Genomic DNA, 17,497 nt, shown 5'->3' with positions numbered 1-17,497 from the left:
CCACACTATGCGCCTGCACGGGGCGAACTCAATTCGCACCTCGCGCGCTCACCCTTCTGATTGGCAGGCCGCGTCGGGGCATCCTTGCCAGGTCTTCGAGAAGTATCCAACGATATCGGTACCGTGTTCCCACGGGTAGATTTCATCGACCTTCCCGTGGATACGCATCGCCGCCTGCTCCACGGCCAGGTGGAAGAACCGGCAGACCTGTGAGTAGTGCCAGAGATCCGCAATCAGCTCGGCCAGCTGTCCATGGGCCAGCGGCCGGCCCGGTCCGAATCCGGCTGCCGCCATAGCCTGGAGCACGATCTCCTCCGTGAGTTCATGGCCTTTGCCGCAATCGCACCAGGCCAGGCCCTGGCTGGGCATCGACCACACATCAATGCTGCTCCCGGCGGCGCCATCGGGTTCCATCTGCTCCTCCATCGTCGAATTCTGCTTGGCTCCCGAATGTACCGGCCGCGACCTACAGTTTGGCCCGGCGGGCCGGCAGGCTCTTGCCTGCACCGGCATTGCTTGGCATAGTCGTTTGAGCCGGCGGGGTTCAACCAGCTGGCGGATTGAGGCCGAGGAGAACAGTGATGATCAAGCGTTCCCACCCCGATACCAGCGATGGCGCACCACACCGGCAGTGGAACGAGCTGCTGCAGGAAATGCGGGTGATGCAAACTGGTGTGCAGATCCTGGCTGCTTTCCTGGTGGTCCTGCCCTTCCAGGCGAGGTTCGAGATGCTCAGCCGAACCGACGAGGTGGTCTACATCATCTTGCTGGTGGCGGCCACAGTGCTGATTCTGCTGCTGATCACCCCCGTGGCCGTGCACCGGTATCTCTTCGGGCAGCGGCTCAAGGAGCAGACGGTCAGCTTGGGGCACGCCATCGTGAAGATCGTGGGCATCGGCGTGGGCCTGCTGGTCTCGGGTTGCGTCTGGTTTGTGCTGCAGGTGCTCTTCGGCTGGCAAATCGGGGCCTGGATCGGAGGGCCGCTGATCCTGGTGGCCTTGTTCCTGCTGGTGGCGCTGCCGCGAATCCTGATCCGGGTTGGACCAGAGAACGGCTCGGGGCACTAGGCTTCGGGCCGGCTAGGCCAACTTGTCGACGCGGCGCAATATCAGCCGCATCGGCGCATGCCTGAGGGCTCGCGGCAGCAGCCGCGTGGCGGCTCTGGCGACGGCGATGACGCGGGCGTTGCGCTGCGCGGCTTTCCCGGTGAGGCGATAGCCGAAGCCTTCGCGCACCGGGGCCGGCAGCTGGGCGATGGTCACGTCGCGCATCAGCGGCATGCCGATCCGGACCCACCATGGGGCATTGCGTGCTTCGAAAAGTTCGCGGGCCAGCGCCCGGGTCTGGTTGGTGACTTCCAGCTTCGCTTGATTCTGCGCAAAGTACTGCTCGAAGCCGCCGAGGTCCTGCGGCCAGTAGTCGACCGGCATCTGCAAGGCCTCACCGAGCCGTGCGTACTGCAGGTAGAGCTCTTCCTGGTCGGCCTTGATTTCATCCAGGATCTGGCCGGCAATCACGCGGGCCGAATCATAGAGCGTGGCCGCCACCCACAACTGCAGCCTGGGATCCAGCGCAGAATACGCGGGCCTGCCCTCGTCACGCGTTGCGCGAATGGGCCGGTGCGCCGCGTCCACATGGGCGATGATCTTGCGCTGCTGTTCTGCTGTGCCATTGCTCAATGCATAGATATAGCCGAGGGTATGAATCAGCCGGCTGAGCGGGTTGGCGGCGAAATCAGAGTGCTCGGCAATGGCCCGGCCAATCTGCGGGTGGGCCAGCTGAAGCAAGATGGCTCGGCCCGCTCCGAGCAGCAGCCCGGCTTCCGGCGCGATGCGGGAGAAGGGCTCGCCGTTCTCTGCGGCCAGGTTCCTTTGCGTCATGACCCCCATTCTAGGCAGTCGGCTAGCCCAAGGTCATTGGCGCCGATGGCTGCAGGAAGTTTCTCAGGATTCTTGCGTCGCAGCCTTCTTCAGCAGGACAACGACGGAAGCTGCGGCCATGAACACGGTTCCCGCGATCACCGCAATGCTCTGGGGCGCTTGGCCCGGGTCGCTGGACAACGCCGGCACGGTGAGAATCAGGACGGCCGCCCCCAGCACCATGAGGGCAAAAGCTGCATAGAACATCTTCTTCATTGCCGGTCTCCTTGCGTCTCTCCTCGGGTAGCGCGCTGCCGCGAAACAGCTGCGGCATCCGTTCCCTAGAATGCTACCCCGCAGTGCAGGATCGCGTTGGCGTAGGGGGTAGCTTCCCCCGTGCGCACGATGACCTTGGCCTGGGGCAGTTGGGCTTTCAGCTCTTCGTGGGAGATGAAGTCCGGGTCCAGGCCCTTGGCCAGGCACAGTTCCTGGACCGGGCCGTTCTCGGCTTCGGCCGCCAGGGTGCTGTTCTCGATCACCAGGTTCCGGGCCAGGACCTCGAGCACCTGATCGAAGCTGGGCAGCCCCTGCACCAAGGCCAGATCGATGACCAGTGGGCCTTCGGGCAGCGGCAGGCCGCAGTCCGCTATCACCACGGTGTCGGTATGCCCGCACTTGGCCAGGGCGGCCAGCAGCGGGGCGTTGAGAATTTCGGATTTCAGCACAGCGGCTTCCTCAGGTCTTGCTCGAAAAGGGGTCTCAGAGGTTCTGCAGGGAACGCGGGTAGGAAGCCTGGGCGCCGTGCGCCTGCACCGTCAGCGCGGCGAACTTGCCGGCGAATTCTGCGGCCTGCGCCAGGTCATCGCCCTTGGCCAGGCGGGCAGCCACCGCACCGGTGAATGCGTCGCCGGCACCGGTGGTGTCCACGGCCTTGACCTTCACGGCGGGCAGCGCGCGAACCTGGACCCCGCCGTTCTCCCCTGGGAAACGGTCGGCAACCAGGCAGCCATTGGCGCCGAGGGTGATGACCACGCTGGCGATGCCCTGGTCGGCCAGCATCCCGGCCAGGCGCTCGTACTTGCCGTCGAACTGGCGAGCCGGGTGCGGGTTCAGCTGCTGGAGCACGGCTTCGGCCTCATGCTCGTTGACCACCAGCGGGTTGGCCTTGAGCAGGTACTCGCGGTCCAGTTCGATCACCGGCGCCAGGTTGAGCACGATGCGCTGTGTGGCAGCATCCATGGCGGCCTTGATGCCCGAGGCAGGAATCTCGCCCTGCAGCACCAGGATGCCCTCGATGCCCCCGGCGGCCTGCACAGCCTCGCCGGAGACGGTCGAGTTGGCCCCGGAGACCACGGCAATGGAGTTCTCCGCGCCACGGTCCACCTGGATGATGGCTACGCCGGTCGGCTCGCTGGCGCGGGCCACGCGATCGAGTTTCACGCCGGCTTCCTCGAGCTGGCCCAGCGCGATTTCGGCGTGCGAGTCGTTGCCGACGGCGCCGATGAATTCCGTGGCGGCACCGGCCAGCGCGGCGGCCAGCGCCTGGTTGGCGCCCTTGCCGCCGGGCGAGAGCTGGTAGGAATCTGCCAGCACGGTTTCGCCCGGGCCGGGAAGGCGGGCCATCAGCGCGGTGATGTCCACGTTGCTAGAGCCCACAATGGTGACCTGGATGTCCTGCTGCATGCTATTTCCTCTGGTTCTCTCCACCCGGCGGCCGATGGGCGCCGGTGCACTGCTTGATTGCCGCTAAGGGCAGATTACTCGCCTGCGTAGTCGGCGACGTTCTTCTCGTCTACCGTGTCAACGGCGACCTGCACGTTGGCTTCGACTTCTTCGCCCTTGATGGCCTTGGCCAGGATCTGCACCGACTGCTTGCCCAGCTCGGCCGGGTTCTGGGCGATGGTGGCAACCAGGGTGCCATCCTGGACTGCCTTGAAGCCGTCGTCGGTGCCGTCGAAGCCGACTACCAACACGTCCTTGCCGGCCTTGTCGCCCAGCGCCTGGATGGCGCCCAGGGCCATTTCGTCGTTCATCGCCAGCACGCCAGCGGCATCCGGGTTGGCCTGCATCAGGTTGGTGACCACGTCCAGTGCTTCGGCTCGGTCGAAGTTGGCGGTCTGCGAGGAGACGACCTCGATGTCCTTGAACTCGGCCAGGCCCTTGTCGAAGCCTTCGCCGCGCTCGTTGGTTGCCGAGGCGCCTGGAACACCTTCCAGCACGATGATCTTGCCCTTGCCGCCCAGCGCCTCGCCCAGCGCCTTGGCAGCCTGCTCGCCGCCGGCAACGTTATCCGAAGCCACGAAGGAAGCGATCTTGGTCTCGCCCACCGCGCGGTCAACCGCAACGATCGGCAGGCCGGCCTCGGCCACCGGGTTCAGGCCGGCTTCAGCGGTTTCGGTATCCACGGCGTTGATGATCAGGCCGGCCGAGCCGTTGGTTGCCGCGGTTGCCAGCTGGTTGGCCTGGGTTGCGGAGTCGTTCTGCGCGTCGACGACGGACAGGTCGATGCCCTGCGCTTCGGCCTCGGCCTGGGCGCCGTCACGCAGGTCGACGAAGAACGGGTTGTTCAGGGTGGACACTGCCAAGGTGGCCGAGCCGGCCTCTGCTTCGGTGCCGCGGTTGCAGGCGGCCAGGCCGGCCACCAGGGCCAGTCCGACGCTGACGGCTGCGGTCTTGCGGATGATGTTCTTCATGGGGTTCTCCTTTGAACTTTTCTTGAATTGCTGGGTACGGAGGGAAAATCTAGTGCTTGACGTTCTTGCGGCGCAGCACGTCGAAGCCCACGGCGATCGCAATCACGGCGCCGATGACTACCTGCTGCCAGAAGGCGGAAACCGAAAGCAGGTTCAGCCCGTTGCGGATCACGGCCAGCACCAGGGCGCCGATCAGGGTGCCGGAGATGCGTCCCACGCCGCCGGAGAGCGATGCGCCGCCGATGACCACGGCCGCGATGGCATCCAGCTCGTAGCCCGAAGCCAGGGTCGGCTGGGCAGAATCCAGGCGCCCGGCCAGGATCATGCCGGACAAGGCCGCGAAGACGCCGGAGATGACGAAGACGGTGACCAGCACGCGCTTGACCGGGATGCCCGACAGGCGCGCGGCTTCGGTGTTGCCGCCCACGGCGAAGGCGTTCTTGCCGATGACGGTGCGGTTGAGCACGAAGGCGGCAAGCAGGCCGGAGACGACCAGGATCAGAATCGGCACCGGGATCGGGCCCAGGTCATCGCCCAGCCAGGACACCGAGGAGCTTGTGGAGATCGGCCGGCCATCGGAGATCACCAGGGTCAGCCCGCGCACCACGGTGAGCATCGCCAGCGAGGCGATGAAGGTGGGCAGCTTGCCGTAGGCGCTCATCGCACCAGTCACCCAGCCGCACAGTGCACCGACGGCCAGGCCGATCGGGATGGACAGGCCATCGGGCAGGCCGGCGGTGGTGATGGCATAGGAGGAGCCCATGGCCGAGAGCGCCGCGACCGAGCCGACCGAGAGGTCGATGCCGGCGGCGACGATCACGAAGGTCATGCCGAAGGCCATCACCGCGATGGTGGAGACCTGGATGCCGATGTTCATCAGGTTCGGTCCGGTCAGGAAGCGCGGGGTGGCGATGAACAGGGCCAGGCAAAGAATGACCAGGCCAACCAGGGCTCCGTTGTTGGCAAGGAATGCCTTGAAATCAAAGCCCTTCTTCGGGGCAGTAGCTACGCTGCTCATTACTTGGTTCCCATTTCTTCTTCGCGGTGCACATTGCTGACGGCCAGGGACATGATGGCGTCCTGGGTGGCTTCTTCGGTGGCCAGTTCCCCGGCGATGCGTCCCTGGCTCATGACCAGGACGCGGTCGGACATGCCCAGCACTTCGGGCAGTTCGCTGGAGGCCATCAACACGCAGCCTCCGGAGGCGGTGATCTCATTGATCAGTTCGTAGATTTCGACCTTCGCTCCCACGTCCACGCCGCGGGTCGGCTCGTCGAGCAGCAGCACCTTGGCCCCGGCGGTGAACCAGCGGCCGAACACGGCCTTCTGCTGGTTTCCGCCCGAGAGCGAGCGGATGGGCGCATCGATGCTGCCCATGCGGATGCGCAGGCGTTCGGCGACCTGCTGCGCGCGGGCCTTCTGGCCCTTGCGGTCCACCAGTCCGTTCTTGGCGGTGGCGGCCATGGTGGCGTAGCCGATGTTCTCGGCCACCGAGGCATCCAGCACCAGGCCCTGGGTCTTGCGGTCCTCGGGAACGTGCCCGATCCCAGCGCGGGTAGCTGCAGCGACGTCGAAGCTGGCCAGCTTCTTGCCGTTGACCGCCACGACGCCGCTGGCGTACTTGTCGGCTCCGGCGATGGCGCGGATCAGCTCGGTGCGCCCGGCACCCATCAGGCCGGCCAGGGCAACCACTTCGCCGGGGCGGACTTCCAGCGAGATGTCCTTGAGCATGCCCTCGCACAGGTTCTGCACGCTCAGCAGCGGCTTCTGGCCTGGCTCGGTGGCTACGCGCGGGAACTGGGCGTCGATGTCGCGGCCGACCATGAGCCGGACCAGCTCGTTCTCCTCGGTGTCCGCCGGCACGGTGGCAATGAATTTGCCATCGCGCAGCACGTTCACGAAGTCGCCGATTTCGGCAATCTCATCGAGGTGGTGGCTGATGAACACCATGCCCACCCCTTGTTGCTTCAAGGTGGCGACCACCGAGAACAGGTGCGCGATTTCGGCCTTGGTCAATGCCGCGGTGGGCTCATCGAGGATCAGCACGCGGGCGTCCAGACTCAGCGCCTTGGCGATCTCCACGAGTTGCTGCTGGGCCAGGCCCAGCTGGCCCACCGGCGTATCGACATCCAGCGCCAGCCCGAGCTTGTCCATCGCTTCGCGGGCGATCTGGCGCATGGCGCGGCGGTTGATGATGCCGAATTTGCGCGGCACGCGGCCCAGGGTGATGTTCTCGGCGATGGTCATCGACGGGACCAGGTTCAGTTCCTGGTGGATGGTGGCGATGCCCAATGCCTCGGAGGCCTTGGTGTTGGGAATCTTCACGGCCTTGCCGTCCACCAGGATCCGGCCGGCGTCCGGCTCGTGCACGCCGGCGATCATCTTGATCAGCGTCGACTTGCCTGCGCCGTTCTCGCCGAGCAGCACCGAGACCTTGCCGGCATGCACCTCGACGGTGACCTCGTCGATCACCTGTACCGGGCCGAAGGACTTGCAGACCTTGTCCAGGACCAGCAGAGCGTCATTACTCATTTTCGTTCCTTCCATCCTCGCCTATGCGCCGGTGGCGGGTTGCGTTGGGGCCAGCGACTCACGCGCGGTGAATCGGCTGATGAATTCTTGGGGCTCGGGGCTCTTGCCCGCCATGACGTCCTGGAGCGCGGTGACCGCGGCGCGGCCCATGCTGGTCAGGTCGTGGCTGATCGTGGCGATCGGCGGATCGTGCATGAGCATTGCATCCACCTCGTCGAAGGTGATCACCGAGAGCTGCTTCCCGATCCGGATGCCGGCTTCGCGCCACACGGTCAGTGCGCCGATGGCCATCGGCGCATCGGCGATGACCACCGCGGTCGGCTGCAGTTCATGGCCCAGCAGCCAGCGGGCGCCTTCGGCACCCGAGGCAGCGCGGAAGTCGCCGGCAAAGTGCAGGGCAGGATCGGTATCCAGGCCGTTGGCGGCCATCGCCGAGTCGAAGGCACTGTGGCGTTCGCGGGCGGTGGATGCGTGGTCCGGGCCGCCCAAGAAAGCGATTTTGGCGTGGCCCAGGGCCTTCAGCCGCGCGATGGCTTCTTCCAGGGCGCCGGTGCTGGAGGCGGTGATGGATGGGATGCGAAGCTCGGGCAGGGTGCGGTCGACGAAAACCAGCGGAGTGCCCGAGGCAATGATGCGCTGCATCATCTGGCTTGGCCGGTCGGCGTCTTCATCAAGGCCCTGGGGAACGAGAATCAATCCGTCAACGCGACGCGAAAGCATCGCGGCGAGGAACTGGTCCTGCTGTTCGGTGTCCTCGTTGGCATTGCCAATGAAGGTCATCATTCCCGCGGCGTGGGCCTGCTGCTCGACGGCATGCGCGAGATCGGAGAAGTAGGGGTTGCGCACATCGGATATCAGCAGCGCGATGGTGTCGGTTTTGGTGGAGCGCAGGGAGCGGGCCTGGGCATTGGGCACGAAACCCAAATCCTTGGCGACAGCTTCCACTTTTTCGCGGGAAGCGGCCGAAGTGGCGGGGTGGCCGGATAGAACGCGCGAGGCAGTCGCGGAAGATACTCCGGCTGCAAGTGCCACATCCTTGATGGTGACAGCGTTCATGTCGATAAGCCCCTTTGCTTACGTGTAATCGATTCCATGGAATCGATTACACAGTTTTCCGCACAAAGAAATTTAAGTCAATACGCTGCCCCTGGGCCTCGGATAATCCTTATCCATGGAGCAGAATTTTTAGGCTCGTGACTAGCCGCTTTCAGTTGTCAGCGGTCTCCAGCCCGAATTGCCCAATAATCAAAGTCACCTCGCGGCCAGCTGGCCCGATGGTCGCTAAGATGGTGCTTGTGTCGGTCAACCAGCTTTCAGATAGCGCCCAGAACTATCTCAAGATCATCTTCGGTCTCAACGAGTGGTCGAGCGATCCGGTAACCGCCAGCATCATCGCCAGCAAATCAGGCATGAAGCTCTCCACGGTTTCCGGCGCCCTGGGCAAATTGCGCCAGCAGGGCCTGCTCGACCATGCGCCCTATGGCGCCGTAACGCTGACCGAACTGGGACGCGAGTATGCGGTGACCATGGTGCGCCGCCATCGCCTGATCGAAACTTTCCTGGTGCAGATGCTGGGCTACCGCTGGGACCAAGTGCATGACGAGGCCGAGAGCCTGGAGCATGCGGTATCCGATTTCATGATCGAGCGCATCGACAGCTTGCTGGAGCACCCCACCCGCGACCCGCATGGCGACCCCATCCCGACGGCCGAAGGCCGCATTTCCATCCCGCAGGCGTTCAACCTGAGCGAAGCCAGCGATGACGCCCAGGTGGTTGTCGAACGCATCGCCGATGACGATTCGCAGCTGCTGCAGTATTTCTCCGATCATCGGATCGTTGTCGGCGCGCAACTGCGCATTACCGCTGGCGAGCAATTCTCCGAGACAGTGAATGTCCAGGTCTGCTCAACTGGCGAAACCCTGCGCTTGGGTTCGCGTGCAGCCGCGGCCGCATGGGTCTCCCTTCTCCCCTGAATAGCCTTTCCAGGTCCTGGTCAACGGCAAGCGGAAGGCCCGTGGCATCGACGCGTCCCTGCACCCAGGGTGCTGATTGTCCGGCCAATAGTCTAAAGTGATGATCAACCAGGGATACTGCAATGTACAAGTTTTACATGGGGGTACATTGCAGCATTCTTGGCGAACTCCTGCGCTCACACTCTCTTGAAAGACATCACCTTGCCAAGAAAACTCATTGCTGCGCTCTGCGCTGCAGTTTTGGTGCTCGCTGGATGCAGCGCACCGGCAGAACCTTCGGCACTTACCGGGATGGATCCCGCACCGGTTGAAGACCTGCTGGCAACAGATCGGCCATTGCTGGTTGAACGGGCTGCCACCAGCAGCAAGAAGGTCCTTCCCGGGGCGAAGCTCAAGGGCCCCAAGGCCACCGCAATGCTCAAGACCCTGCCGGTAAAGGGCAAGGCGGCCGCCACTGGGTACAACCGGAACAAGAAGTTCGGCAATGGGTGGAAGGACTTCGACAAGGACAAATGCGATGAACGCCAGGACACCTTGTCCCGGGACATGTCCAAGGTGAAGTTCAAGGACCGCAAGAAGTGCACCCTAGCTTCGGGCACGTTGCATGACAGCTACACCGGCAAGAGGATCAACTGGAAGGTCAAGTCAGGCAGCGTCGACATTGACCACGTGGTTTCCCTGAAGAACGCGTGGATCTCCGGCGGCCAGAAGCTTTCCCAGGCCCAGCGCCAGGCTCTGGCTAACGACCCGCTGAATTTGATGGCCGCTGATGCCTCTGCCAATCGCCAAAAGGGCGATAAGAACACAGCTGAATGGCTCCCCAAGAACAAGTCCTTCCGATGCCAGTACGTAGCCACCCAGATCAGCGTCAAGAAGAAGTACGCGCTGTCGGTCACCAAAGCCGAAAAGCAGGCGATGGCCAAAGTGCTCAAGAGCTGCCGCAACCAGAAGGCCGCGAAAGTCACCACGATCAAGCCTGCCGGTTCCAAGCCCAAGGCATCCCCGAAGAAGGACGTGCACAAGGCTCCTTCCGCGGTCAAGGGCACCGTGCATCCGGGCGCTTACTGCAAGCAGGCAGACAAGGGAAAGCGCGGCAAGTCCAAGGCCGGCAAACTCTACACCTGCAAGACCGACGCCAAGGGCAAACTGCGCTGGCGCGCCTAATGCCGCTTGCAGGTCCCGATCGAGCCAACTGGTTCAGCTGCCCATCCGGGCGCAGCGCAGGGCAGCGCCCTTCCAGTTAGCAGGGTGGTCGGGTGGAGGTTCAAGCCATGCGCCGGATCGCCCGGATCCGGATCCAGCCATGAATCGAGAGGACCTGCCGCAGCGTTGCCGGCCATGGGAAGTACGCTGATTCGCTGATGCGTGCATCCATTGCCCATCAGCTGTCGCCGGCGAACGCACGTCTCACACGCCATTTTCCTTTCAGCTGCGGGAAACTTGCCACCGCCTTCTACGCGTTCGCCGCAAGCGCCTTGCGCCGCCCCTTGCTGGCCAGCCGGGTGGCAATGAGTCCTTGCTTCGGACTGAACAGATAGGCAATTCCAAAAATCGCCGCCTGGGCCAGAACCACCATTCCGCCGGTTGATGCATCGAGGTAATAGCTCATGTAGACCCCCAGGATTCCTGCACAGGCTGCGAGGATCGGTGCGATCAGAAGCATCTTCCCGAATCGATCGGTCAACAGGTAGGCCGTGGCGCCGGGGATGATCAGCATGGCAACTACCAGGATGACGCCCACCGCCTGCAAAGCCACAACAGAGGTCATGGCCAATAGCCCCAGGAGCACCGCACCGATGATCCGCGGGCTCATCCCCAAGGCATGTGCGTGCGTTTGGTCAAAGGCATAGAGGGTGAAGTCCTTGCGCTTGAGAATCAGGATGGCGAAGGTGATCGCGCCAAGCACCAGGACCTGCCACAGGTCATTGGCCGAGACGCCCAGCAAATTGCCGAAGATGATGTGGTTTAGATCCACATGGCTCGGCGTGACCGAGACCAGCACCAGCCCGATGGAGAAGAGCGTGGTGAAGACGATGCCAATGGCAGCATCTTCCTTGAGCTTGGTGGTGTCGCGGACTCCCCCGATCAGGGCCACCGCGAGGAATCCGAAGACCAGGGCACCCAGGGCAAAGGGAGCACCCACGATGTAGGCCAGCACGACTCCGGGCAAGACCGCATGCGAGACTGCATCGCCCATCAGCGACCAGCCAATGAGGACCAGCCAGCAGGACAGGACCGCGCACAGTACGGCGGCGATGATCGTAACCAGCAGGGCGCGCACCATGAAGGTGTAGCCCAGCGGCTCAGCTAGCAATTCAATGAGGTTCATTCCCCGCCTCGCTTCATGGGATCCAGCCCGAAGGCCAGGGCCAGGTTTTCTGCCTGCAGCACGAGATCCGGATGGCCATGCATCAGCACCTTGCGCATCAGGAGCACCGCTTCATCGGCAAGTTCCGGAAGCGCGTGCAGGTCGTGGGTGGAAATCAGCACGCTGCCGCCTTCATCAGCAACTTCGCGCAACAGCTTGGTGATCGTTGCTTCGCTGCGTTTATCCACGCCTGCGAAAGGCTCATCGAGCAGCATGATATTGGCGCCCTGGGCAATGCATCGGGCGACGAAGGCACGCTTTTTCTGGCCTCCGGAGAGCTGGCCGATTTGCCGGTTGGCAAAACTGGCCAGCTCCACCCGTTCGAGGGCTTCATCCACGGCGGCGTGGTCCCTCTTCCTGGCTCTCCTGGTCCATCCCATTTGCCCGTAGCGCCCGGTCATCACCACTTCACGCACCGAGATCGGGAAGTTCCAATCCACGGCTTCGCTTTGCGGCACGTAGGCAAGCTGCCCGCTTTTCCGAGCTTGCAGCGGGTCGGTGCCGTTGATGCGCACGCTGCCGGTGTCGGGCTTGATCTGCCCCATGATGGTTTTGAACAGCGTGGATTTGCCCGAGCCGTTCATCCCGACCAGGCCGCAGACCCGACCGCGGCCCAACTGCAAGGAGGCATGGTCCAGGGCCAGCACGGGGCCGTAGTGGACGGTCGCGGCCGACACATCAATTGCGAGGGCATCGCTGGGCTTCGCGTTCATGGTGTTCCGCCTTTCAAGGCACGGGCGATGGTTCTGGTGTCATGCGAGATCAGGTCCAGGTAGCTGGGTACTGGACCACCAGGCTCGGATAGCGAGTCCACATAGAGCGTTCCGCCATAGGAGGCATCGGTGGATTCGACGACTCGTTGCATGGCCGCATCGGAGACCGTGGATTCGCAGAAGACCGCAGGAACATCGTTTTCCCTGACAAAGTCAATCGCCGCGGCGACCTTGCGCGGCGTAGCCTGCGATTCCGCGTTGACGGCCCAGAGATACTTTTCGGCCATGGCGGTATCCCGGGCCAGATAGCTGAAGGCCCCTTCGCAGGTCACCAGTACCCGCTGGCGTTCGGGGATTTCTGCCAGTGCCGCTTCGAGCTCGTCGTGGACCTTTTGCAGTTCGGCTTGGTAGGCCTTGGCGTTGTCCCGGTAGTCGCGCGCATTGGCCGGGTCCAGTTCGGTAAATGCATCTGCCATGCGGTCCACGTAGATTTTCACGTTCAATGGGCTCATCCACGCATGCGGATTGGGCTTTCCCGCACCTTCTTCCTGGACGATATCGATGGCCTTGATCCCTTGGCTGACGGTGGCATGCGGAGCGTCATTGCCTTCGACGAATTGCTGGAACCAGGCTTCGAGGTTCAGCCCGTTATCGAGAATCAGGTCCGCATGCGATGCCCGGCGCAGATCATCAGGGGTAGGTTCGTAACCGTGGATCTCCGCACCAAGACGGGTAATTGATTCAACGCGCAGGTGATCGCCTGCGACATTCTGGGCGATGTCCTGCAGGACCGTGAAGGTTGTCAGCACCACCGGCCGGTGGTCTTGGCTGTCGGCGGGCACGGCACTTTGGCTACCGCCGCATCCAGCGAGCGCGAACAGGCATGCCAAGCCAGCAGCCAGCCAGCCTGCGCGTTGCCCCGCACGTGATCGGGGCTTGAGGGTTCGCACCATTGCACACCATTCCAAATCTCGCCATGACGATTAGTTCGTCCCCCTCAATCATAATGTTTGAGGGGTCGAACATTGCAAGTTCGCGTCGGCAGATTTCGGTGCGCCCTACTGCATCAGACCCCCAGCAGGGTATTAACCAGCCTGGCTGCGGTGCGGGCCGTTCTTCCGTCAATATCCAATGATGGATTCAATTCGACAACATCGACCAGCGCCAGCTTGTCACTGCGCGCCAGCATCGCGCAGACCCCGTGGATTACTTCCAGCGGCACCCCGAATCCGGCAGGGGCGCTAACCCCGGGGGCGACCGAGGCAGGAAGCACATCCAGGTCAATGGTCAGGTACAGCTTGTCTACGCTCTCCATGAAGTCGGCAATGAAGGCCAGGACGGAAGGCAGCTGCCCGGCAGTGCACTGCTCGTCAAGCAGGTAGCGCACTTCCAGGGCGCGGGCCTGCTCGAAGAGGACCCGGGTATTGTTCGGTTTGCTGATGCCCACCACGGCATAGTTGAAATCTTGTCCCGCCGCCTGCAGGTCCTTGGCAATATCCAGGAAAGGAGTGCCGCTGCTCCGCCGCGGAGCACTGCGCAGATCGAAATGCGCATCCAGATTCAAGATGCCCAGCCGAGTTCCAGGCTCTTGGCTGCAATGCCGGAAAAGGCCGTTGAACGAACCGTAAGCCGTTTCATGGCCGCCGCCGAGCACGACTGGAAGCATCCCTCCTCCGAGCAAAGCGCTCACCGACTGCGCCAGCCGCTCCTGCCCTGATTCAAGCTCATCGCCAGATACTGCGACATCACCAGCATCAATCAGGAGCCGTGGCTCGTGGATAGCAAGGGAACCCAGGGCGGCACGCAGCGCCTGTGGTCCTTGCGCCGCCCCGGCCCGGCCCTCGTTGCGCAGCACGCCGGCATCCGAAGCGAAACCGAGCAGCGCTGCCGGTCCCCGCCCGCTGGACTGGTCGTCAGCCTTGCGGTTGATTTGCTGATGCCATCTCAGGTGCTGCTCGCCGGCACCGTCATTGCGCCCGCTCCACGTAGCCGCTGCCCGGTCAACAGCCAATTCCGGCTTAAAATTCTCCATGGTTCCAGCTGACCAGAGACACCGCGAGTACGCTATGCCCCCTGCGCATCTTCGTCTGAAACACCAGACAGCAGCAGATTAGCGGGTTCGCAGCGCCCCGTAGTCCAGCGGACCTCCCGTGGCCGAGTTGCCGTAGACCTCCACATGGATGTGATCCATATGCATCGTGGTGTCATTCCAATTGCCGGTGAACTGGTTTCCGTACTTTCCTGATCCGGAATACGGCGTCCAGCCTGTCGTGGGAAGCCAAATCCGGTCTTGCCAGATCAGGTAATAGATACCCAGCTGACTGCGGTTATCCAGCAGGAACTGGGCCAGCTTCTTGCCCTGGGCAACCCGCTGCCTGTTCTTGTAGTCGCGAATCATCAGGTCCACGGCCTTCCCGGAGCTGTGCCCGGCAGAGCCGCTTCGAATGGTATGAATGGCGCTGATAGTATCGCCGGTCTTCCCCTGCAACGCAGCGATGACGCGCTGCGCATCGGGTTGCAACGTTCCCGGCTCATTTTTGGAAAGGTAGTTTTCCTTGACCCAGCCGGTGGCCTGGGGAGCGGCGACTTGCGCCCATCCGGAATCGCTGCGCAGGTAGGCGACTTTCTGCCCCGCTGGCAGCACGGCTTTGCTCTGGTGGCTGATTCCCGCGCCGGCGCGGAGGTTCACGTTGGTTGTGGTCCAGCGGTATTCGGCTTTCGGTGCCGGTGCCGGTCGCGGCGCCTGCGGTTTGCTAGTAGCAAGATAGCCATTGCTGATCCATCCGGTGCCCTGCGTTGAGGCAACTCGCGTCCAGCCATTGGCCGTTCCCAGGACGCTGACCTGCTGGCCCTTGGAGATGACCGCCAGTGATTTATGGCCGGTGGAGTACCCGGAGCGCAGGTGCACATTAGCCGTCGTCCAGCGCTTGGCCTGCTTCAGCGGCGTGTAGGCCTTGGCCACCAGTACGCTTGATGGAACCCATCCCATCGTCTTGGAAGTCTTCACTCGCGCCCAGCCATTCGACGTGCCGTGCAGGGTGAGCTTGGACCCCGCTGGCACGGTCCCCAGGGACTTGGCAGAGCCCGAAGCGCCGACGCGCAGGGCGGTATTAGCCAGGATCCAGCGAGCCGATGGGTTGGCGGGCTTGTAGGCGGTGCTGGACAGGCTAGTGCTAGGCACCCAGCCGGTGCCGCGCTGGGACTTGATCTGGGACCAGGAACCTCGGGTTGCGTACAAGCCGACTTTTTCACCCGGCGCAAGGCTTCCAAGGGATGGAGATGAGCTGCGATTGGACTGGCGCAGGACGCTGCTGCTGATCAGCCAACGGTTCCCGATCGTTTTCCGGGTTGCTGCCGGTTGCGACGACAGCTGCTTGGCCGGCAGCCAGCCGCGTTTTCCGGCAGAAATGGCATAGGTCCACGAGCCTGACGTGCGCAGCCACTCGACTTTGGCTCCAGCTGGAACACCCGCAACGCGTGCCGCTTTGGCAGAGGCGGACTTGCGCAGCACTTGCGCGGTTTTCGCATACCGGTACACCGGCGCGGGCATTGCGGTAGACAGCTGGCTGGTGGGCACGAAACCGGTGATCTTGCCGATTCTGATCCGGCTCCAGGAACCGGTTGCGCCCAGGCGCTGGACCTCGGCTTTGCGCATGGCCCCGGTCAAGGCCGCGGATGCCGCCGATGCCTTCTTGCGCACCGGCTGGAAGGAAATCAGATAGCGCACGGCTGAGGTCTTGGGCTTTGCCGGCGCCAGCGCTTTCGGCGTTGCCAGGTACTTGGCCGAGACCCAGCCGGTCTTCTTCATGTAGCTCGCTTGCACCCAGCCCGATGAACCCTTGGACGCGAGGAGCTTGGCACCTTTGGGAATGACTAGCAGCGACGCGGATCGGGCCGATGGCGACTTGCGCAAATTCAGGTTGGTGGTGGTCTGCTTGGCAATTGCCGGAGGAGCGGCAGCGAGTTGCGCCAGGCCGGCTGGAGCCTGCGTTGAGGCGCTGGCGCCAGCTGCGGTCCCGAAGGACAGCATCAGGACCAGCAGCAGGCCCAGTACACGTTTAGAGAATTTCAATGTCAGTGCTTTCGAGCAAGGGCATATTGCCGTTTCCTGCGGCCCACGGAAGTGCACAGCGATCCGCTGTGGTGACAATTGCTGTTACCGCCAAGGAAATCATGACACAGGTATGGCGGTTTCACCGCGCTTGGATTCTAAGGTTCTAGCGTGCCTCGGAAATGACGAAAGCGGTGACGGATCCGGGTTCGATTTCAGTTCGCCCGGCATCCTGGATGACAGGTCCAGCGGCCTGCCGCGACAAGCGGTCGAATTCCCTGCGCGGCAGGTGCTTGATGCCCACCGGAGCATGGGCGTGGAGCCACGCTTCGACCTCTTCCGCTGGGGATTCTGTCAGCCAGGCGAACAGCGCGTGTGCTGCCTGCGCCGCGGCCTTGCCTGTGGACATGTCCAAGGATTTGTTCAGTACGATGCTGATCTGCGCATCCAGGACTTCCTCCGCTTTTGGAAGCTGCGTGCCGGAGACCTGCAACTTGGCAATCAGCTTCGGCAAGTCAGCGGCCGGCAATGGAGGCAAGCCAACGGCTCGGGCCTTGCCCACTTCACTGACCATTTGCTCAGGGAACATCTCCAGCACCTTGGCGAACATCTTGGGATTAGCCCGGCGTACCGATTTGGCGTAGGCCTGTGAAGCCCACTGCTGCCAATCCGGGTTCTGCGGATCTTGCAGATAGGCAATCACGGCTGCTCGTGCCACCGCTGACAGGCCCTCGTCCTCGCTCGACGGATCCTCCTTGTCGATTCGCAGGATGATGGGCTGGACCAGTTCCCCGGGGTCGCGATCGCGCAGTTCAGTCATAGTCTTATTCTATGGCGAGTGGTGGCCCTGAAATACTCGGAGCGGACTAGCAGTGCCCCGACTGGCGAAGCCGATTGCTCCCCGGCTTCCACCGCGTGCACAGCGCGGCATTGCGCCATGTTCCAATGCTTGGCTTACTGCTGGCCTATGGGCCCGAGCACTGGTGCTTCGGGGAACGGCAAGCTGACCAGCAAGCTGATTCCAATCACCTCCGCGAACACCACCGTTTCGCCAGTGGGCGTGCAGTTCATCGAGCCCACGGTACGTACCGATGGGCTGGGCACCGTGCTGCTCGATGAGGCTGTCGGCAAATCGTGGTGGACCCTGCTGTTCCGGGCAACGATCCAGCGGAGATCCTGCCGGCGCGCACTCTTGCCAACTACGAGGAGCTGGGCGCGCCTGGTGCCGTTGTCCTAGAAATCCATTACGGATGGCCCGCAAGCCTTTGATGCTGTCTTGGCAGCAATGAACTTCCAGGGTGCAGTTCG

Annotated in this window: 19 protein-coding genes; 4 read left to right on the top strand and 15 right to left on the bottom strand. The window is 63.1% G+C overall.

The genetic code is table 11. The features are described from left to right. Positions 1-48 precede the first annotated feature (48 nt). Positions 49-426 carry a hypothetical protein gene (locus ACIOU9_RS11340; protein WP_105656338.1) on the bottom strand — a complete coding sequence of 126 codons (378 nt, stop codon included), beginning with the start codon at positions 424-426 and terminating at the stop codon, positions 49-51. Positions 427-581: 155 nt separating this feature from the next. Here ACIOU9_RS11340 and ACIOU9_RS11335 point away from each other — a divergent pair, with 155 nt between their 5' ends. Then, positions 582-1,067, top strand: coding sequence for a DUF6328 family protein (locus tag ACIOU9_RS11335; protein ID WP_105656337.1), 486 nt, complete (start codon positions 582-584; stop codon positions 1,065-1,067). 12 nt (positions 1,068-1,079) lie between these two features. On the opposite strand, the gene ACIOU9_RS11330 is transcribed toward ACIOU9_RS11335, so the two are convergent. From ACIOU9_RS11330 to ACIOU9_RS11295, 8 genes are all read right to left on the bottom strand, one after another. Beyond that, positions 1,080-1,880: an oxygenase MpaB family protein gene (locus ACIOU9_RS11330; protein WP_332487583.1), complete on the bottom strand. Its 801-nt coding sequence runs from the start codon at positions 1,878-1,880 to the stop codon at positions 1,080-1,082. A gap of 63 nt (positions 1,881-1,943) precedes the next feature. Then, positions 1,944-2,135, bottom strand: coding sequence for a hypothetical protein (locus tag ACIOU9_RS11325; protein ID WP_332487581.1), 192 nt, complete (start codon positions 2,133-2,135; stop codon positions 1,944-1,946). A 65-nt stretch (positions 2,136-2,200) separates the two neighbouring features. Then, a complete protein-coding gene (gene rbsD, locus ACIOU9_RS11320; RefSeq protein ID WP_332487579.1) occupies positions 2,201-2,584 on the bottom strand; it encodes a D-ribose pyranase in 384 nt (127 codons plus the stop codon). A 34-nt stretch (positions 2,585-2,618) separates the two neighbouring features. Next, positions 2,619-3,542 (bottom strand): ribokinase, encoded by a 924-nt coding sequence (locus ACIOU9_RS11315; protein WP_332487577.1) that lies wholly within the window; start codon positions 3,540-3,542, stop codon positions 2,619-2,621. 74 nt (positions 3,543-3,616) lie between these two features. Further along, positions 3,617-4,552, bottom strand: a complete 936-nt coding sequence (locus ACIOU9_RS11310; protein WP_105656332.1) for a substrate-binding domain-containing protein — start codon at positions 4,550-4,552, stop codon at positions 3,617-3,619. A gap of 49 nt (positions 4,553-4,601) precedes the next feature. Further along, positions 4,602-5,570: an ABC transporter permease gene (locus ACIOU9_RS11305; protein WP_105661957.1), complete on the bottom strand. Its 969-nt coding sequence runs from the start codon at positions 5,568-5,570 to the stop codon at positions 4,602-4,604. Continuing rightward, positions 5,570-7,084, bottom strand: coding sequence for a sugar ABC transporter ATP-binding protein (locus tag ACIOU9_RS11300; protein ID WP_105661958.1), 1,515 nt, complete (start codon positions 7,082-7,084; stop codon positions 5,570-5,572). Before ACIOU9_RS11300 ends, ACIOU9_RS11305 begins: the two co-directional genes overlap by 1 nt. Before the next feature lie 21 nt (positions 7,085-7,105). Then, complete coding sequence (locus tag ACIOU9_RS11295) at positions 7,106-8,140, bottom strand: LacI family DNA-binding transcriptional regulator (RefSeq protein WP_105656329.1); 1,035 nt, start codon at positions 8,138-8,140, stop codon at positions 7,106-7,108. 239 nt (positions 8,141-8,379) lie between these two features. Here ACIOU9_RS11295 and ACIOU9_RS11290 point away from each other — a divergent pair, with 239 nt between their 5' ends. Further along, positions 8,380-9,057 (top strand): metal-dependent transcriptional regulator, encoded by a 678-nt coding sequence (locus ACIOU9_RS11290; protein WP_105662148.1) that lies wholly within the window; start codon positions 8,380-8,382, stop codon positions 9,055-9,057. Positions 9,058-9,258: 201 nt separating this feature from the next. Next, entirely contained in the window at positions 9,259-10,221 is a 963-nt protein-coding gene (locus ACIOU9_RS11285) for an HNH endonuclease family protein (protein WP_133834014.1), read from the top strand. Between the two features lie 289 nt (positions 10,222-10,510). On the opposite strand, the gene ACIOU9_RS11280 is transcribed toward ACIOU9_RS11285, so the two are convergent. The 6 genes from ACIOU9_RS11280 to ACIOU9_RS11255 all read right to left on the bottom strand — a co-directional run bounded on the left by ACIOU9_RS11280 (position 10,511) and on the right by ACIOU9_RS11255 (position 17,009). Then, positions 10,511-11,386, bottom strand: coding sequence for a metal ABC transporter permease (locus ACIOU9_RS11280; protein ID WP_105656327.1), 876 nt, complete (start codon positions 11,384-11,386; stop codon positions 10,511-10,513). Next, positions 11,383-12,138 (bottom strand): metal ABC transporter ATP-binding protein, encoded by a 756-nt coding sequence (locus ACIOU9_RS11275; RefSeq protein WP_105656326.1) that lies wholly within the window; start codon positions 12,136-12,138, stop codon positions 11,383-11,385. Before ACIOU9_RS11275 ends, ACIOU9_RS11280 begins: the two co-directional genes overlap by 4 nt. After that, positions 12,135-13,091 carry a metal ABC transporter substrate-binding protein gene (locus ACIOU9_RS11270; protein WP_105656325.1) on the bottom strand — a complete coding sequence of 319 codons (957 nt, stop codon included), beginning with the start codon at positions 13,089-13,091 and terminating at the stop codon, positions 12,135-12,137. The genes ACIOU9_RS11275 and ACIOU9_RS11270 overlap by 4 nt, the downstream gene beginning before the upstream one ends. Positions 13,092-13,204: 113 nt before the next feature. Then, positions 13,205-14,170, bottom strand: coding sequence for a formimidoylglutamase (gene hutG / locus ACIOU9_RS11265; RefSeq protein ID WP_332487565.1), 966 nt, complete (start codon positions 14,168-14,170; stop codon positions 13,205-13,207). A 78-nt stretch (positions 14,171-14,248) separates the two neighbouring features. Then, entirely contained in the window at positions 14,249-16,210 is a 1,962-nt protein-coding gene (locus ACIOU9_RS11260) for an SH3 domain-containing protein (protein ID WP_105661962.1), read from the bottom strand. 145 nt (positions 16,211-16,355) lie between these two features. Then, positions 16,356-17,009 carry a peptidyl-tRNA hydrolase gene (locus ACIOU9_RS11255; RefSeq protein ID WP_105656322.1) on the bottom strand — a complete coding sequence of 218 codons (654 nt, stop codon included), beginning with the start codon at positions 17,007-17,009 and terminating at the stop codon, positions 16,356-16,358. Positions 17,010-17,156: 147 nt separating this feature from the next. Between ACIOU9_RS11255 and ACIOU9_RS11250 the strand changes: the two genes are divergently transcribed. Next, positions 17,157-17,426, top strand: a complete 270-nt coding sequence (locus tag ACIOU9_RS11250; protein ID WP_105661964.1) for a hypothetical protein — start codon at positions 17,157-17,159, stop codon at positions 17,424-17,426. Positions 17,427-17,497 lie beyond the last annotated feature (71 nt).

Source organism: Glutamicibacter sp. NPDC087583, assembly GCF_044743685.1.
Taxonomy (GTDB): domain Bacteria; phylum Actinomycetota; class Actinomycetes; order Actinomycetales; family Micrococcaceae; genus Glutamicibacter.
This window is presented reverse-complemented; position numbering and strand designations above follow the sequence as displayed.

Coding starts and splice junctions, on each gene's coding strand:
- ACIOU9_RS11340 (WP_105656338.1), bottom strand. CDS start 426: ATGGAGGAGCAGATGGAACCCGATGGCGCCGCCGGGAGCAGCATTGAT.
- ACIOU9_RS11335 (WP_105656337.1), top strand. CDS start 582: ATGATCAAGCGTTCCCACCCCGATACCAGCGATGGCGCACCACACCGG.
- ACIOU9_RS11330 (WP_332487583.1), bottom strand. CDS start 1,880: ATGACGCAAAGGAACCTGGCCGCAGAGAACGGCGAGCCCTTCTCCCGC.
- ACIOU9_RS11325 (WP_332487581.1), bottom strand. CDS start 2,135: ATGAAGAAGATGTTCTATGCAGCTTTTGCCCTCATGGTGCTGGGGGCG.
- ACIOU9_RS11315 (WP_332487577.1), bottom strand. CDS start 3,542: ATGCAGCAGGACATCCAGGTCACCATTGTGGGCTCTAGCAACGTGGAC.
- ACIOU9_RS11310 (WP_105656332.1), bottom strand. CDS start 4,552: ATGAAGAACATCATCCGCAAGACCGCAGCCGTCAGCGTCGGACTGGCC.
- ACIOU9_RS11305 (WP_105661957.1), bottom strand. CDS start 5,570: ATGAGCAGCGTAGCTACTGCCCCGAAGAAGGGCTTTGATTTCAAGGCA.
- ACIOU9_RS11300 (WP_105661958.1), bottom strand. CDS start 7,084: ATGAGTAATGACGCTCTGCTGGTCCTGGACAAGGTCTGCAAGTCCTTC.
- ACIOU9_RS11295 (WP_105656329.1), bottom strand. CDS start 8,140: ATGAACGCTGTCACCATCAAGGATGTGGCACTTGCAGCCGGAGTATCT.
- ACIOU9_RS11280 (WP_105656327.1), bottom strand. CDS start 11,386: ATGAACCTCATTGAATTGCTAGCTGAGCCGCTGGGCTACACCTTCATG.
- ACIOU9_RS11275 (WP_105656326.1), bottom strand. CDS start 12,138: ATGAACGCGAAGCCCAGCGATGCCCTCGCAATTGATGTGTCGGCCGCG.
- ACIOU9_RS11270 (WP_105656325.1), bottom strand. CDS start 13,091: ATGGTGCGAACCCTCAAGCCCCGATCACGTGCGGGGCAACGCGCAGGC.
- hutG (WP_332487565.1), bottom strand. CDS start 14,170: ATGGAGAATTTTAAGCCGGAATTGGCTGTTGACCGGGCAGCGGCTACG.
- ACIOU9_RS11255 (WP_105656322.1), bottom strand. CDS start 17,009: ATGACTGAACTGCGCGATCGCGACCCCGGGGAACTGGTCCAGCCCATC.
- ACIOU9_RS11250 (WP_105661964.1), top strand. CDS start 17,157: ATGGGCCCGAGCACTGGTGCTTCGGGGAACGGCAAGCTGACCAGCAAG.